Annotated in this window: 14 protein-coding genes; 6 read left to right on the forward strand and 8 right to left on the reverse strand. The window is 35.8% G+C overall.

Annotated features, from left to right (window positions below; translation table 11 throughout):
• Positions 1-2: 2 nt before the first annotated feature.
• Positions 3-1,421 carry an NADP-dependent phosphogluconate dehydrogenase gene (gnd, locus tag C1631_RS04670; protein WP_109710781.1) on the reverse strand — a complete coding sequence of 473 codons (1,419 nt, stop codon included), beginning with the start codon at positions 1,419-1,421 and terminating at the stop codon, positions 3-5.
• 370 nt (positions 1,422-1,791) lie between these two features.
• On the opposite strand from gnd, the gene C1631_RS04675 reads away from it, so the two are divergent.
• Entirely contained in the window at positions 1,792-2,151 is a 360-nt protein-coding gene (locus C1631_RS04675) for a prevent-host-death protein (protein ID WP_109710784.1), read from the forward strand.
• Positions 2,152-2,432: 281 nt separating this feature from the next.
• Here the strand turns inward: C1631_RS04675 and C1631_RS04680 are convergent, their stop codons facing one another.
• The 3 genes from C1631_RS04680 to C1631_RS04690 form a co-directional block, all read right to left on the reverse strand.
• Positions 2,433-3,602: an iron-containing alcohol dehydrogenase gene (locus C1631_RS04680; protein WP_109710786.1), complete on the reverse strand. Its 1,170-nt coding sequence runs from the start codon at positions 3,600-3,602 to the stop codon at positions 2,433-2,435.
• Positions 3,603-3,668: 66 nt separating this feature from the next.
• On the reverse strand, positions 3,669-4,544 hold the full coding sequence (locus C1631_RS04685) for an AraC family transcriptional regulator (RefSeq protein ID WP_109711467.1): 876 nt from the start codon (positions 4,542-4,544) through the stop codon (positions 3,669-3,671).
• A gap of 158 nt (positions 4,545-4,702) precedes the next feature.
• Positions 4,703-5,110 carry a DUF1573 domain-containing protein gene (locus C1631_RS04690; RefSeq protein WP_103248722.1) on the reverse strand — a complete coding sequence of 136 codons (408 nt, stop codon included), beginning with the start codon at positions 5,108-5,110 and terminating at the stop codon, positions 4,703-4,705.
• A 166-nt stretch (positions 5,111-5,276) separates the two neighbouring features.
• Between C1631_RS04690 and C1631_RS04695 the strand changes: the two genes are divergently transcribed.
• The gene (locus C1631_RS04695) at positions 5,277-6,524 is read left to right on the forward strand and encodes a sensor histidine kinase (RefSeq protein ID WP_109710788.1); all 1,248 of its coding nucleotides are present in this window, start codon (positions 5,277-5,279) and stop codon (positions 6,522-6,524) included.
• 17 nt (positions 6,525-6,541) lie between these two features.
• Positions 6,542-7,234 carry a response regulator transcription factor gene (locus tag C1631_RS04700; RefSeq protein ID WP_109710790.1) on the forward strand — a complete coding sequence of 231 codons (693 nt, stop codon included), beginning with the start codon at positions 6,542-6,544 and terminating at the stop codon, positions 7,232-7,234.
• Positions 7,235-7,245: 11 nt separating this feature from the next.
• Here the strand turns inward: C1631_RS04700 and C1631_RS04705 are convergent, their stop codons facing one another.
• Positions 7,246-8,679, reverse strand: a complete 1,434-nt coding sequence (locus tag C1631_RS04705) for an exodeoxyribonuclease VII large subunit (protein WP_109710792.1) — start codon at positions 8,677-8,679, stop codon at positions 7,246-7,248.
• 306 nt (positions 8,680-8,985) lie between these two features.
• Here C1631_RS04705 and C1631_RS04710 point away from each other — a divergent pair, with 306 nt between their 5' ends.
• Positions 8,986-9,564, forward strand: a complete 579-nt coding sequence (locus C1631_RS04710) for a Crp/Fnr family transcriptional regulator (RefSeq protein WP_109710794.1) — start codon at positions 8,986-8,988, stop codon at positions 9,562-9,564.
• Between the two features lie 59 nt (positions 9,565-9,623).
• Positions 9,624-10,052, forward strand: a complete 429-nt coding sequence (locus C1631_RS04715) for a GNAT family N-acetyltransferase (protein WP_109710796.1) — start codon at positions 9,624-9,626, stop codon at positions 10,050-10,052.
• A gap of 57 nt (positions 10,053-10,109) precedes the next feature.
• On the opposite strand, the gene C1631_RS04720 is transcribed toward C1631_RS04715, so the two are convergent.
• The 3 genes from C1631_RS04720 to C1631_RS04730 form a co-directional block, all read right to left on the reverse strand.
• The gene (locus tag C1631_RS04720) at positions 10,110-11,072 is read right to left on the reverse strand and encodes a zinc-binding dehydrogenase (RefSeq protein WP_103249892.1); all 963 of its coding nucleotides are present in this window, start codon (positions 11,070-11,072) and stop codon (positions 10,110-10,112) included.
• A 52-nt stretch (positions 11,073-11,124) separates the two neighbouring features.
• On the reverse strand, positions 11,125-11,430 hold the full coding sequence (locus C1631_RS04725; RefSeq protein WP_109710799.1) for an ArsR/SmtB family transcription factor: 306 nt from the start codon (positions 11,428-11,430) through the stop codon (positions 11,125-11,127).
• A gap of 94 nt (positions 11,431-11,524) precedes the next feature.
• Positions 11,525-13,300: a BamA/TamA family outer membrane protein gene (locus C1631_RS04730; protein WP_228441019.1), complete on the reverse strand. Its 1,776-nt coding sequence runs from the start codon at positions 13,298-13,300 to the stop codon at positions 11,525-11,527.
• A 362-nt stretch (positions 13,301-13,662) separates the two neighbouring features.
• Here C1631_RS04730 and C1631_RS04735 point away from each other — a divergent pair, with 362 nt between their 5' ends.
• Positions 13,663-14,016, forward strand: a complete 354-nt coding sequence (locus C1631_RS04735; protein WP_103249496.1) for a hypothetical protein — start codon at positions 13,663-13,665, stop codon at positions 14,014-14,016.
• Positions 14,017-14,031 lie beyond the last annotated feature (15 nt).

A 14,031-nucleotide genomic window follows, 5' to 3' on the forward strand; every position in this document is an offset into this window, starting at 1 on the left:
TATTATGGGTTTAGACTATGCCATGAAGTGTGGAATACACCTTCTCTGTCGATTCTCTGGTAGGTATGAGCTCCAAAATAATCACGTTGAGCCTGGATTAAATTGATCGGCAGATATTCTGTAGTATAGGCATCAAAATATCCGAGAGCAGTTTGAATTCCTAAGCTTGAAATTCCGTTTGAAACAGCAAAAGCAGACGTCTTTCTTAAAGAACCTAGTTTTTCCTTAACGATTAAAGCAATATCAGAATCCAAAAGGATATTAGATAAATCAGGATCTTTGGTATATGCTGTATAAAACTTCTCCAGTAAAACTGAACGGATGATGCAACCACCTCTCCATATTTTTACCACATCCTTCAAAGGAATTTCAAATTTGTATTCTTCAGACGCCTTTACCAGTAAGGCCAATCCTTGCGCATAACTAATGAGGGTGGCCAGATACAAAGCATCTCCGACTTCCCGGATAAATAATGCCGTGTCTTCCGGAGTGGCAATTTCTGCTTTAGGATACAACTGAGAAGCCTGAACCCTCTCCTCTTTATATGCTGATAAAATTCTTGAAGTTACCGCAATATCAATGGTTGGAATAGAAACTCCAATCTCCATTGCCTGCTCGGAAGTCCATTTTCCGGTTCCTTTGGCTCCTGCTTTATCTAAAATCTGATCAACAAGATGCTGATCTGTTAATGAATCTTTCTGTTGGAAAATATCTCTGGTGATTTCAATCAGGAACGAGTTCATTTCCCCGTTATTCCATTCTTTAAAAACTTCATATAATTGATCATTATTCAGTTTTGCTCCTCTTTTCAGCAAGTCATATGCTTCACTGATAAGTTGCATAATCGCATACTCGATTCCGTTGTGCACCATCTTTACATAGTTTCCGGCAGAACCTTTCCCCATATAGGCTGTACATGCTTCATTATCAACTTTTGCGGCAATAGACTCCAGCATCGGTTTAAGAAGATTAAAAGCTTCCGGATCTCCACCCGGCATAATACTCGGTCCCGTTCGGGCTCCCTTTTCACCTCCGGAAACTCCCATTCCCATAAAGTGCAGATTTTTCGAGGCAAGATCAGCAATACGTCTGTTTGTATCCTCAAAATAGGAATTACCGGCATCAATCACGATATCTCCTTTGTCTAAAAATGGGGTCATGTTTTCCAATACCGCATCCACGGGCTTTCCTGCAGGAACCATCAGAATAATTTTTCTTGGACTTTCCAGTGCGGAAACAAAATCTTCTAAAGAACCGATACCTTTAACCTTCATTGTTGAAGTGGCACCCTCCTGTAATTCTTTTACTTTCTCTTCATCAAGGTCAAATCCTGCGATTGAGAAACCATTATCTGCAATATTATAAAGAAGATTTCGCCCCATTACTCCAAGGCCAACCATTCCGTAATTATATCTCTCCATTGTATTGATATTAATATGAATTCTATTATACAGAGAATAAAATTACGCAAATGCTTATGAGGAAAAAAATAAAGCAGGAAAAAATTTTCAGACCTTTTTACTTATTGTTCATTTATAAGTTGATACAATTGTATTTTTTTTTAGGTTTAAATTTTTAAAGAAAAATAAAAAAATACTTTTTTTATTTAACAGGATTTCATTTACTTAATTGGAGTCTCTAAATATCAATGTTTTACCATAAAAAACATCATCTCGGAATAGTGAATTTTCAATAAACGGAACAAAATTCAATCATTATAATGGGAATGATCTATTAAAATGGTACTGGTATTTGAAATAATTAAACTTATCTTTACCAAAATTTAAATTAATGAACTACAAGCTTGAGCTCAATACTCAGGAGCCTAATTCTAAAATTGTTTTTAATACCATCATATTTGATTCTTTTAAAATTAATATAGTTGAAAGATATATTGGATCTGCGAAATCCCGTCCTACATTGTGTGAGGCTTTATTTAAAGTAAGAACTTTGGATGATCAACTTGTTCAAAGAAGAGATGGCAATACGAGGGTAAAAATTAAAGGGGATGATTTTGAAACCTATCAGGGATTATCAAGAATGCTGAATTCGTACGAATACAAAAACAAGCTCCTTAGCAGAAAGGATGCAGATCAGGACTATGTGCATTTTATTCTGAGGATGGTTATTATGAATTACGATCTTAACTAGTTGTATTTGCGTTTTTGCTGATACAGATATTTCTTGATGTCTTCCGTAAAAAATTACTCAACATTCGCTGCTTTACTGACCCATTTCAGATGTAATACAGGGAGTGATGTGCACTGTTTTTAAAGTAAGAACAATAAGTATACAAAGCCCGGAACTTCGTTAAAAGAAGTTCCGGGCTTTGCCTTACCATAAGTATTCAATTTATATTATTCTGTATTCTTCAGAATGAAAACAAAAAAAGCCCCAATAAAGGGGCTAAAAGTGATTTAAAAGTTACTTTTTTATGCGCTTACTGTTGCCTTTTCAGTATATACCACCCCTTCATAGCAAGCATTGTAGATTACTTTTAACTCATCTAATGTAGGAACTCTCGGGTTAAAGCCTGTACAGGGATCTGCCAAAGCATTGGCTGCAATGTAATCAAGATTTTTATCCCAATCTTCTCTTGAGATTCCAAACTCTTTGATCGCTGACTGATTGTTAACATCGGAGCGCAGAGTCTCAATAGCCTGAGCAAGTTCTTCACTTGTTTCTTTTCCAATGACCCTTGCCAGATCAGGATAACGTTCTGTTGCGAATGAATTGTACCGGATTACATTCGGAAGGAAAATGGCATTAGAAGCTCCGTGAGGAATTCCGTACAGTGCACCTACCTGATGAGATAAAGAGTGAACAATTCCCAACCATGCATTATTAAATGCAAGACCTGCCATAAACGAGGCATCATGCATATTCTGACGAGCCTGAATATCATCAGGAGATTCAACTGCTTTTTTAAGATTATCAAAAACAATCTCTAATCCACCCCTGGACAAAGCGTCAGCAATATTATTATCAATATTTGAAACATAAGCTTCCACACAATGTGTTAATGCATCCAATCCTGTATTAGAGGTAACATGGGCAGGCATTGACGCACAGATTTCTCCGTCAACAATCGCAATATCCGGAGTCAACTCATAAGAAACAACAGGATATTTTACTCCTTTTTCTCTATCTGTAATAACAGCAAGACCGGTTGTTTCGGTTCCTGTTCCACTGGTAGAAGGAATCGCTATAAATTTTGCTTTGTTTCTCAGAACGGGTACAGTAAAAGGTTTTATTAAGGCCTCAAATTCCACCTCAGGGTATTCATAAAACACCCACATAATTTTTGCTGCGTCAATGGCTGAACATCCTCCTAACCCTATAATCCAGTCCGGCTGAAATGTTTTCATCACCTCAGCTCCTTTCAGACAAGTTGCAGATGAAGGGTCTTCTTCTACTCCTTCAAAAATCTGAGTTTCGATCCCGGCTTCATTAAGGTAAGCCACCGCCTTGTCAAGAGTTCCGCTCTTCTTCATCGAACTTCCTCCTGTCACAATAACTGCTTTTTTACCCTTGATATTCTTTAATTCATCAAGACTTCCCGCACCATGGAAAACCTCTCCCGCAATAAATAATTTGCTCATTTTTTATTTAATTTTTAATGAAACAAAATTAGATAAGCCTCAACGAGCTATGTTATACAAACAGGACTATCCGTTATACATTTGCGCCAGTTCCTGCTGGAGTTCAGTAGGGGTTTCTTTGAGTTTTGCTTTTACAAATTTATTGAGTGCCGATGGAGAGTTGAATCCCAGATCAAAGGCAATTTCCTTGTGGGAAAGATCAGAAAACATTAATTGGCGTTTGATTTCCGTTAAAATCCGGTTATGTATCGCCTGAATAGCCGTTTCTCCGCAATGTTTTTTGGTGATTGAGTTTAATTTTTTCGGCGTAACAGCTAATGTATCAGCGTAATATTGCACGGTTCTGTATTGCTTGTAATGCTCGTTCAGAAGTTTCTTAAATCTCACGTACACAGGTTGGTCAGCTGTTTTTTGATTCAGAATCGGATGCAAACCGTGAACAGATTCAATTAATCCCAGAAGAAAAATTTTAATATAAAATCTTGCCTGCTCCTTCTTGATAAGGGTGGGCTGTTCATAAATGTCTCTGATCATCGAAATGTTCTGTAAGCTTTGTTCAAACACGTGAGGGTCAAGAATTGTACAATTAAGCTGTGTAGAAAGGTTTACATTATAAGTACTCAACTCATTTTTCAGTATATCAGAACAAAATAAAATTTCCTCAAAAAGAATGATTTTCCCTGTCAGATCTTCACTTAAATCAGTCACAAAATGAACCTGATCAGGAAATATTACCGAAATCTTTCCGGCTTTGAGTCCATGAATCCTATCTTCAATATGGATTTTGATTTTCCCTTTTTCTACTACAACAATACAAAAATGATCTTTTTTGTGAGGTTTTATGTATTGGTTCAAATGATCTTTATTCAGATCAAAAATTCTAAAAGACAAACTTTTATCTTCCTCTTTTTGAATATTTTTTTTGATTTCCAGTTTCTTCATAATTCCCATTTCAATGCCTTGTTTAAAGGAAAGCAAATGTAAGGCAAAATAAAGATAAGAGGTTACAAAATAAAAAAGACGGAAAAAAGATTTTTCCGTCCGGTTAATGATATTATCTATTTGTAGACTTTCCCATAAAAAAGTCCGAGGCCTTAGTCTTATTTTACCACTCCTTTGAATGAAAGTGTTTTAGGCGTTTTGCTTTCACTTGTGGTAACATTTACTGTTTTCATAAATGGTCCGGCTGCTGCAGCGTTATAACTTGCTTCTACAAATCCTTTTTTCCCTGGCTGGATTGGCGTTTTTGTGTAATCAGCTGTTGTACATCCGCAAGAAGGAGCAACATTCTGGATAATGATCGGTGTTAAACCTGTATTGGTAAATTCAAATCTGATTAATTTTGGTTTTCCCTGAGGAATATTTCCCACATCAATAGATTCTTTATTCCATTTGATAGCATCAGCGAGTACATGTACCACTGACATCCCGCCATCAGCGATTACATTAGCATAAAAAGGAGAAAATGCCAATACGGCAAGTAGTGCAGTAATTTTTAAATTTTTCATGAGTATATATTTTAATTATTAAACTTATATGACAGGTGTCGTCTTTTATTTCAGCAAATGTAAAACCTGATAACCAAAGAAGTTGTTAACTGCTTTCAAACATTTGTTAACGAGTTGTTAATAGCAAAGAAATAATAGATATTTTTGGATAATATTGTTTCGGCTAATGGAAATAAAGAAACTTAATATTATTATCACGCTGGGATTTTTTGCTATTATCGGTATTTTAATAGCACAGCTTCTTTGGGCCCGGCAGGCCTATACTCTTGAAGATCAGAAATTCAACCAGAAAGTGAATATTGCATTGATGGAAGTGGTTGATAAATTATCCGGGAAAGAAAATTCGTTTACCGAAAATCCGGTACAGAATATTGCCAATGATTATTATCTTGTCAGTATCAATAAAGAAATTCACCCTACCGTCCTTGAGTATTATTTAAAAACGGAATTCAATCGTTTTCAGATCCATACGGACTATGTATATGCTCTGTACAATTGCCACAATGATAAAATGATCTATGGGAAATACATCTCTTCAGCTCAGGAAAGCTCAAAGACAAAAGTGATCAAATTTCCAAAGCATAAAAATCTGGTTTATTATTTTTCAATACGTTTTCCGGATAAAAACACTTATCTGATCAGTTCTCTGAGATTCTGGTACGTTCTTACGTTTGCTCTTATTATTATTTTGCTGGTCTATGTATATTCCATTTATACCATCATTCAGCAAAAGAAATTCTCTGAGCTTCAGCGTGACTTTATCAATAATATGACCCATGAGTTTAAAACTCCCCTGTCATCCATCTTACTGGCCTCTGAGTCTCTCAATAAGCAGTCCGCAGTGCAGGAAAATGCCAAGCTAAAAACTTATACCTCTATTATCATCAATCAAAGCTTAAAACTGAACAGTCATATCGAGAAAATACTCAACATTGCCAAAAATGATGCTTCAGGTCTTTCTTTAAAACTACAAAAGATCAATTTATTTCCTTTCGTACAGCACATTGTAGAATCGGTTCAGCAGAAAAATGAAAATGTGGGTATTAAGATGGATATTGATCCCGGCATTTCTATTATTGCAGATGAATTTCATTTCAGTAATATCATTTACAACCTTCTGGATAATTCGATTAAATATTGTGAAACTTATCCTGAAATACTCATTACATCGTATAAAAACACAAAGGGAATTTATCTTATTTTTAAAGATAACGGGATAGGCATTCCTGCTAAAAATATTCCTCATATATTTGATAAATTTTACAGAGTGAATACGGTAAAGAGTGACGAAATTAATGGTTTTGGTCTGGGCTTATTTTATGTAAAAAAGATTGTACAGCAACACAACTGGAAAATTTCTGTTGAAAATAATCCAGACTGTGGAATTACAACTACCGTTTTTATTCCTTTTTAAATTTGAAAACACCCGACATGGAGAAATCAAAAATTTTATATGCTGAAGATGACGAGACGATCGCTTTCCTGATCCAGGACAGTCTGGAAAATTATTATCAGATCCATCATTATCGTGATGGAAAATCGGCTCTAAATGCCTTCAGTAGCCAAATTTTTGATATTTGCTTATTGGATATTATGATGCCTGAGATCAATGGTTTTGATCTGGCTAAAAAGATCCGTGAAGAGAATACTGAAATTCCCATCATTTTTATTTCTGCCAAAGCCTTAAAAGAAGACAGGATCCGGGGATTAAAAATAGGGGCAGATGATTATCTGGTGAAGCCCTTCAGTATTGAGGAATTAATCCTTAAAATTGAAGTTTTTCTGAAGCGTTCAAAAAAAACACAGCCCGTTCCTTTACAGTACAAAGTTGGAAAGTTTGATTTTGACCCTAAAAATTATACCTTGAAATGTGATGAATCTTCTATTCCCCTTACCCAAAGAGAGTCTGAATTGCTTTTCTATTTCTTACGAAGCAAGAATGTCGTTTTAAAAAGGCAGGATATCTTACAGGCTATATGGGGAGATGATGATTATTTTATGGGACGAAGCCTCGATGTATTCATCTCACGACTCCGGAAAATATTAGTCCACGAGCAGAATATATTCATTGAAAACATCCATGGAATCGGTTTTCGTTTTTCTGAGAAGGTTGAGGAAAGATAAGGGGTGAAAACTCAGGAAAAAATCTTCGCCATGGCCACTCCGACTACCAAAGCAACCACAGCAGCAATAATAATCTTCGTATAATCGGTTTTGCTGTTCTTTATTTCTGTATTTAACCTCGAATTTTCCTGTTGTAATGATTCCATTCCGGCCTTTAAAGAGGCTGTTTTTTCTTTGATTGCTGATTGTATATTTTTATCGTGAAGAAGGGCTATTTCTTTTTTATAGCTTTCCATTTCCTCCTGACGTTGCTTCTGTTGTTCAGCAAAGTTCTTTTGTGTTTCCTGAAGTTGGCGGGCTGATGATTCCTGAAATTTCTGAAATTCTTCTGTCCTTTTTGAAAGCTGTTCTGTAAGGGTTTTCACTTGTTCACCGTGCTTTTCTGAAAGGTCTTTTTTCAGTTTTTCAACCTCTTCATTACGCACTTTTAGCTGCTCAGTAAAAGTCTTAACCTGGTTTTCCGCTTGCTCTTTGAAGGTCTTCTGAGCTTCGGTAAATTCTTCATTCTTTTTCTTAAGCTGCTTTTCTAATGTTAAAACCTGTTCAGCAAACTGTTTGGTCACATCTTTTTTAACTTCATCAATCAAGAGTGCCCTGGAGTTTGATTTTTCATGCAAAAGTTTTTCAACCACAGCATGCAAACCCGCTCCATAATCATGAGGTAAATGGAATCTTTTATCGGCCAGCTTATCCAATAACGTTTCATCTACTGTGTGACCAATAGCTGTCACGGTCACTGCATTCAGCTCAATAAACAGCTCAGACAAAACGATATCATTAAAGGTTTCCATACTCTGGCGATCTCCGCCCCCTCTTACCAGTGCAATGATATCATAATCCAGTGCAGAAACCTGTTCAATTTTGGATATAATAGAGGTTGATGAAGTGATGCTGCATGTATATTCCGAAACCTGAAAATACTTCTGTGAAACATCCAGTCCTTCTGCAAAATCACGCTGAACAATGGCATTATTTCCATAAATATTGGCAATTCTGACCGGTTCATCTTTCAATATTTTTTCCCTGATCATGGTTTCAAAATCTTTGGAACCCTTTTCAAGCTTTTTCTGGATCAGTTCATACCGTTGTAATTCTTCATCTGAAATGGCCCGTTCTTCCTGCTGAATAATCTCATCCACCACAAATCGCAACTCCACAGAAGAGTTTTTAATACTTTTTTCAATATATCCTTTCAGCGTATAGATTTCATTATTTTCAATTTTACTTCTTAACAAAGCAGAAACACGCACCCCAATTGAAATATTATCAGATTCTGAAAACAAATTATCGTAATAATAGCTTCCATAAGCTTTTCCTCCTCCAAAGGCATACCTCCCTTTGAGATAAATAAGATTCACTGTTGCGTTTAGTTTCAGAGCATTACTGAATAGTCCCAGAACTGATCCGGGAGAATATATCTGATAAGCAAGTTCGTTTCCCTGCATGGTATGAAATGAAAATTAAATAATGTGCTCAAAGGTATTGCTATTTTATGATATTGGGGAGTTTGAGGTTTATAAAATAAGTCATATGAGCATATTTAATTCAATTTTTATAGATGTGCTATCCGGGCTGATTTCTCTCTTTTTTCGATCTGTCCGGATGAAAATATGATCCGCTATCCTGTAATTTTTATACAACCTCCCGAATTCTTTTGTAATTTGTGTGCAGATTGTTCGCTGTAACTCTATTTAACAGAAAGAACAATTCACAGACTATATGAATTTATAATGCAAAAACAATAAAATAAAATGCTTTTAGAAAAACTATTGAAGGAATTTAATGTGGATGAAAGTATATTCAGTTCGGAAGAATTGGCGTTGTTTGATCAATACTTTGAACATTTTCCAGCTCCAAAGAATACATTCATAATTAAGGAAGGGAAAACAGAGAGCTACAGCTATTTTATTTTTGAAGGACTTGCCCGTTGCTGGACACTAGACCATAAAGGGGAAGAACAAGTCTTTTGGTTTTGTAAGGAAGGGACATTTTCTATGTCCAATATCTCATTTACTTTGCAGCAAAAGTCTGCTTTCAATGTACAAACTACTGTAGACAGTATCCTATACAGGATTAATAAAGAAAAGGCAGAGCAATTATATGAAGCCATTCCAACTTTAAAAGAAGTTTTTGGAGATTTAACAGCTCAATTATTGAACAGGCTTTTACAAAGGAATATTGACCTGATTAAATATTCACCTGAACAATACTATCTGCAAATGATTGATGAATACGGAATTACTTTAAATTATATTCCTTTAAAAGATATTGCGTCCTATTTAGGAATTACCCCACAAGCTTTAAGCAGGATCCGGAAGCGGATTTTTTAACCTGGGTTCAGTGGTGAACCCAGGTAAAATTCGATCTTTGCCATTCAAAATTTACAATTATGATCAGAAAGGTAACAACGTCAGATTATCCCCGCCTGCTAGAAATATGGGAAAGTGCGGTTCTACATACCCATGATTTTCTCAAAGAAGAGGATTTTATCTATTACAAGCAAGCTATTCCTTCCTATTTTGAGCATGTTACACTTCTTGGCATTGAACAGAATAACAGGTTAGCCGGATTCATGGGAATCAGTGAGGGAAATCTCGAAATGTTATTTATTCACAATGATTTCCGTAATCAGGGCTTGGGCAAAAAGCTTATTACTTATGGGATAGACTGTTTTGATGTAACCAAAGTAGATGTGAATGAACAAAACTCCCAGGCAGTGGGGTTTTATCAGCATATGGGGTTTCAAACTTTAAGAAGATCTGAACTGGATGGACAGGGCAAAAGCTATCCCATTTTACACATGGAGTTATACCTGTGAATCGGATGTGGTTATTCACAGATATAAAAAAGAGACCTCAAAAGTCTCTTTTATTTTTTATAATGACAATACAATTTTACCCAATAATGGTCTGTCACGTTTGGAATCTTCCATTCTTTGATGGGCATCTTTCACTTCTTCAATAGGATATATACTGTCTACCACCGGTTTAATATGTCCGGCTTCAATCAATTCAGTGATATGATGAAGCTCATCTCTGCTTTGCCGGGTAAAAACAAAATGGTAGGTTGCATTTTTTTCCCATGCATTGATAAGGTTTTGCGGCTGAGGAATATCAACAAGCGTTACAATTCTTCCGTAGTTTGCCAAAGCAAGCGGAGCATCTGAAAGTGTTGTCCCCCCTACAGTATCAATGATGACATCAACTCCTTTTCCGTGAGTATGCGTCTGTATTTCATCAATATAATTCTGATGGTGATGATCAAAGATTATATCTGCCCCCAGTTCCTGTAATTTTTCATGCAAAACCCTTTGCCCTGTAGTATATACAAAAGCACCCAATGCTTTTGCCACCTGTATCGCCAGTGTTCCAACGCCACCTGCCCCACCAAGGATCAGAATCGATTCTCCTTTCTTTAATTGGGCTCTTACGACAAGCATTTCCCATACTGTTCCACCAATAAGCGGCATGGCCGCCGCTTCCTCGTAGGAAAGACCTTCAGGCATTTTGGATAATGAAAATTCGTTGGTGAGATGATACTCTGCATAACTTCCGAAACCGCCAAATTGTGGGGAATAATAGACTTTATCTCCCGGCTTCCATTTTTTCACGCTCTTCCCTACTGCTATGATGTCGCCTGAAATATCATGGCCTGTTGTAATGGGTAAATCGAACAGAGCTGCATAGTCACCTCGTCTCACCTGATAATCAAGTGGATTCACCGATGTTGCTCTTACTTTTACCAAAACCTGATTTTCATCTGTTATAGAAGGAGTTTCTACCTCCGTTAGGGTGAGAGCTTCCGGTCCTCCATAGTTTTTGATTACAATTGCTTTCATAATTTAATATTTAGATATTTCGCTTATTTTCGAAATGTTTAGATAAAAAAAATCAGAAGGTCTTCTGAATTAATTGTCCCATTACCTTAAGAGCTTCTTCATTACGCTTATAGTAGGTCCATTGTCCTTTACGTGTAGCTACAATAAGTCCGCATTTTTGCAACAAGCTAAGGTAATCCGACGTTGTAGAGGGAGACAGACCTGCTTTTTTTGTAATATCGCTTACACACACACCGAGGTTTGCGTCATAGTCTTCAAGCTCTTCAGCAGGAAAATGGATATAAGGATCTTTCAGCCAGATAAGGATGTTGATTCTTGTTTCGTTACTGAGTGCTTTAAAAATGGTAATTAATTCCATGGCACAAATATATCGACATTTTCCGAAATACCGAAATTAAAATCAAAACATTTTCTATTCTTGAAAACCGTTTTTACTTAAAGTCCCGATTTTATCAGTTTCCAAAATTCACAAAATGCGGAATATCTGTACCGAAATTGTTTATAGGTAAAAGGTTATTCCGATTGCTGTTAAAATCAAAAACAGAATTATTGTCGAAAGGAACACGAGGGTAATAGGTGAAAGAGATTTGAATCCTGTTGAAAACCAGAAACGGATTATTGATCAATACCCCCACTCCTATTTTTGTGTTTGCTTTTGTTTTTAGAAGTGTATCATCAGGCATTCCCAGCCAGCCAACCGCAGCAGTTAAATAGGGACTAAAATGAAAATTTTTCCATGTTTTTTTGATAAACATTTGAAGCTGGTATCTTAAAACCATTTTCTTTGTCCCGATATAGTCCGAATTATAAACAGGAAATTCGTCCGGGGAAGTAAGAGTGATTCTGTCTTTATAAGAGTAATTATGTTGTGGATTTCCCAATGCCAGCGTGGGAGAAAAGAAATGTCTTACTTTGGCGAACTTCCAGTCCATAAGATTTGTAAAATAGGTTCCGTCCAGACGAAAGGATTCGCGATTCCTGTCGTCTTCATTGAAAAATCTTCCAAACTGGGCTTTCACTGTGAAATAGCCCAAGGATGTAAATTTACCATAAGATGCAGAAAGTCCTACATAAGGTTTTACATCATTACTTCTTGATAAAGCTCCGGCAGTCACATTTACAGAATTCCCATAGGCAATATCCTCGGGTAAATCATACTGAAAAATATTCTTCTGAACCGAAAAACTTCTATTATTATATCCGACAGACATCAAAAAACTGTTGTAAGAGCTGAAATATTTATACTGATCGATGCCCGGACTGTCTTTGTATTGATAGTTTTGAAATCTTCCGATAATGGCAATATTACTTGAAATTTTTTCCTGAGGATCGGATGAAACGGGAATCTGATAACCACCCCATAAATCCTGACTATATACTTTGATCTGAACCTGCGGATAAGTAGTATCTGTTCCTATGGGAAGCAAAACATTTCGCATAAAGTATTCAAAATTAAAACCTCCAGCCCACTTTGTGAGAGGTGAGAAAAAATCTCGTTTCACATTGAAATTGATCCTTTCATTTTTAAAAAAATCTCTTTCTCCCAGAAGCTGAGCCGTGATATAAGAACCAAAAAGATTGTAGGTCGTATAGCTTGCTAAAAGATAATTTTGCTTTTCTTTAGAATCATTTCTGTACAGGAAATCAAATGTGTGCCCCAATCCCAATACATTTTCTTCGGTAACTCCTAAACCAATCTTGCTCCCTGAATAACTGACCCTCGGCTTTAAACTCCAGGAATCCAACACTTTTACAATAACATCGATAGAGTCTTTACCGGAAGTATTGTCTGAAACACTGATATTCACTCTGTTGATAAAGGGCATCGTTCTCAATAAACGTTCGGATTCGTAGAGTTTCTGAGCATTGTATTCTTCTCCCTCTTTAAAAAGTAAATAATTATTAACGGTAGATGTTCTCGTATTAGAATGAAGATGGTTGGTCACCCAGTCGTACCATTTTGAGGTATCTTTACTATCTTTAGAACCATATCCAAAGGGGTCAATAGTTTCTATCCGGATATTTCTTATATACTTTTTATTGTAAGATTCTTGTGACAACTTTTCAATGACAGATTTCACAGATGTAGAGTCTGCCTCTCTACGAAATATGAGACGATGAATAAATTTGGTAACTTTTCTCTGATCCGAAAATTCTTCTATCTTATAATACAATGAATCTTTTTTTTCCTGTGCCTGTAAAAAGAAAAATCCGCTTAAAAAAAACATTAAAATTGTAATAGATTTAGCCATTAGTCATCAAAATTCAAGAAGTTTATAACATCAATTTATAAGCCAATTTAGATTAAAAATATACTAATGATTGGAAATAGTTCTATGCAAAGTTTGATTTCTGCTGATCATTAAAATGGTAACAGAAATACAGTTGGTCATTTTTCTGGTTGTATTCGAAATGCATTTTAAAGAGATGAACCGGTATGTCATTGATTTTCATACGTTAATTCAAATATAATAAGAAATAGTCGGAAAGTTCAGCTCCACGCTCCTTTTCGTTATTTTCTGTTTTTAGATTACTTTTTTTTCATATTTAATTTATTTTTAAAATTAAATTGTACTTTTGTTTTTCGATTATGCAAAAATTTCTCAGAGTCTTTTTTGTTTTCTCTTTATTCCTGATATTTATTTCTAATATCAGTGGTGTAACCACATGTTTTGATCATGCGAAACACTCCAAGAGTAAATTGATTTATAAAAAAGGGTCTAAAGAAGAAAAAATCCCTACCTTTTCTCAGGACGATGAATGCCAGTGTGCTCTTCATATGCATATGAATAATGTTCTCCTTCCTGAACCTTTGGACATGGATTTTGCCATCAATATCTCTAATGACAACGAAATGCCTCAACCAAAAGCTATTTCTTATCGTTGTCTCCTCGACTTTTTCAGTTCCAGGGCTCCCCCATCTGAATTTTTCACGGTAGCTTAAATTATACTACCGAGT

It is taken from the genome of Chryseobacterium phosphatilyticum (assembly GCF_002899825.2).
Taxonomy (GTDB): domain Bacteria; phylum Bacteroidota; class Bacteroidia; order Flavobacteriales; family Weeksellaceae; genus Chryseobacterium; species Chryseobacterium phosphatilyticum.

Bases quoted from the DNA above. Each gene is read 5' to 3' on its own strand.
- C1631_RS04720 (WP_103249892.1), bottom strand. From the start codon at position 11,072: ATGAAAGCAATTGTAATCAAAAACTATGGAGGACCGGAAGCTCTCACC.
- C1631_RS04705 (WP_109710792.1), bottom strand. From the start codon at position 8,679: ATGCAGGGAAACGAACTTGCTTATCAGATATATTCTCCCGGATCAGTT.
- C1631_RS04675 (WP_109710784.1), top strand. From the start codon at position 1,792: ATGAACTACAAGCTTGAGCTCAATACTCAGGAGCCTAATTCTAAAATT.
- C1631_RS04700 (WP_109710790.1), top strand. From the start codon at position 6,542: ATGGAGAAATCAAAAATTTTATATGCTGAAGATGACGAGACGATCGCT.
- C1631_RS04685 (WP_109711467.1), bottom strand. From the start codon at position 4,544: ATGAAGAAACTGGAAATCAAAAAAAATATTCAAAAAGAGGAAGATAAA.
- C1631_RS04730 (WP_228441019.1), bottom strand. From the start codon at position 13,300: ATGTTTTTTTTAAGCGGATTTTTCTTTTTACAGGCACAGGAAAAAAAA.
- C1631_RS04735 (WP_103249496.1), top strand. From the start codon at position 13,663: ATGCAAAAATTTCTCAGAGTCTTTTTTGTTTTCTCTTTATTCCTGATA.
- C1631_RS04690 (WP_103248722.1), bottom strand. From the start codon at position 5,110: ATGAAAAATTTAAAAATTACTGCACTACTTGCCGTATTGGCATTTTCT.
- C1631_RS04725 (WP_109710799.1), bottom strand. From the start codon at position 11,430: ATGGAATTAATTACCATTTTTAAAGCACTCAGTAACGAAACAAGAATC.
- C1631_RS04710 (WP_109710794.1), top strand. From the start codon at position 8,986: ATGCTTTTAGAAAAACTATTGAAGGAATTTAATGTGGATGAAAGTATA.
- C1631_RS04695 (WP_109710788.1), top strand. From the start codon at position 5,277: ATGGAAATAAAGAAACTTAATATTATTATCACGCTGGGATTTTTTGCT.
- C1631_RS04715 (WP_109710796.1), top strand. From the start codon at position 9,624: ATGATCAGAAAGGTAACAACGTCAGATTATCCCCGCCTGCTAGAAATA.
- C1631_RS04680 (WP_109710786.1), bottom strand. From the start codon at position 3,602: ATGAGCAAATTATTTATTGCGGGAGAGGTTTTCCATGGTGCGGGAAGT.
- gnd (WP_109710781.1), bottom strand. From the start codon at position 1,421: ATGGAGAGATATAATTACGGAATGGTTGGCCTTGGAGTAATGGGGCGA.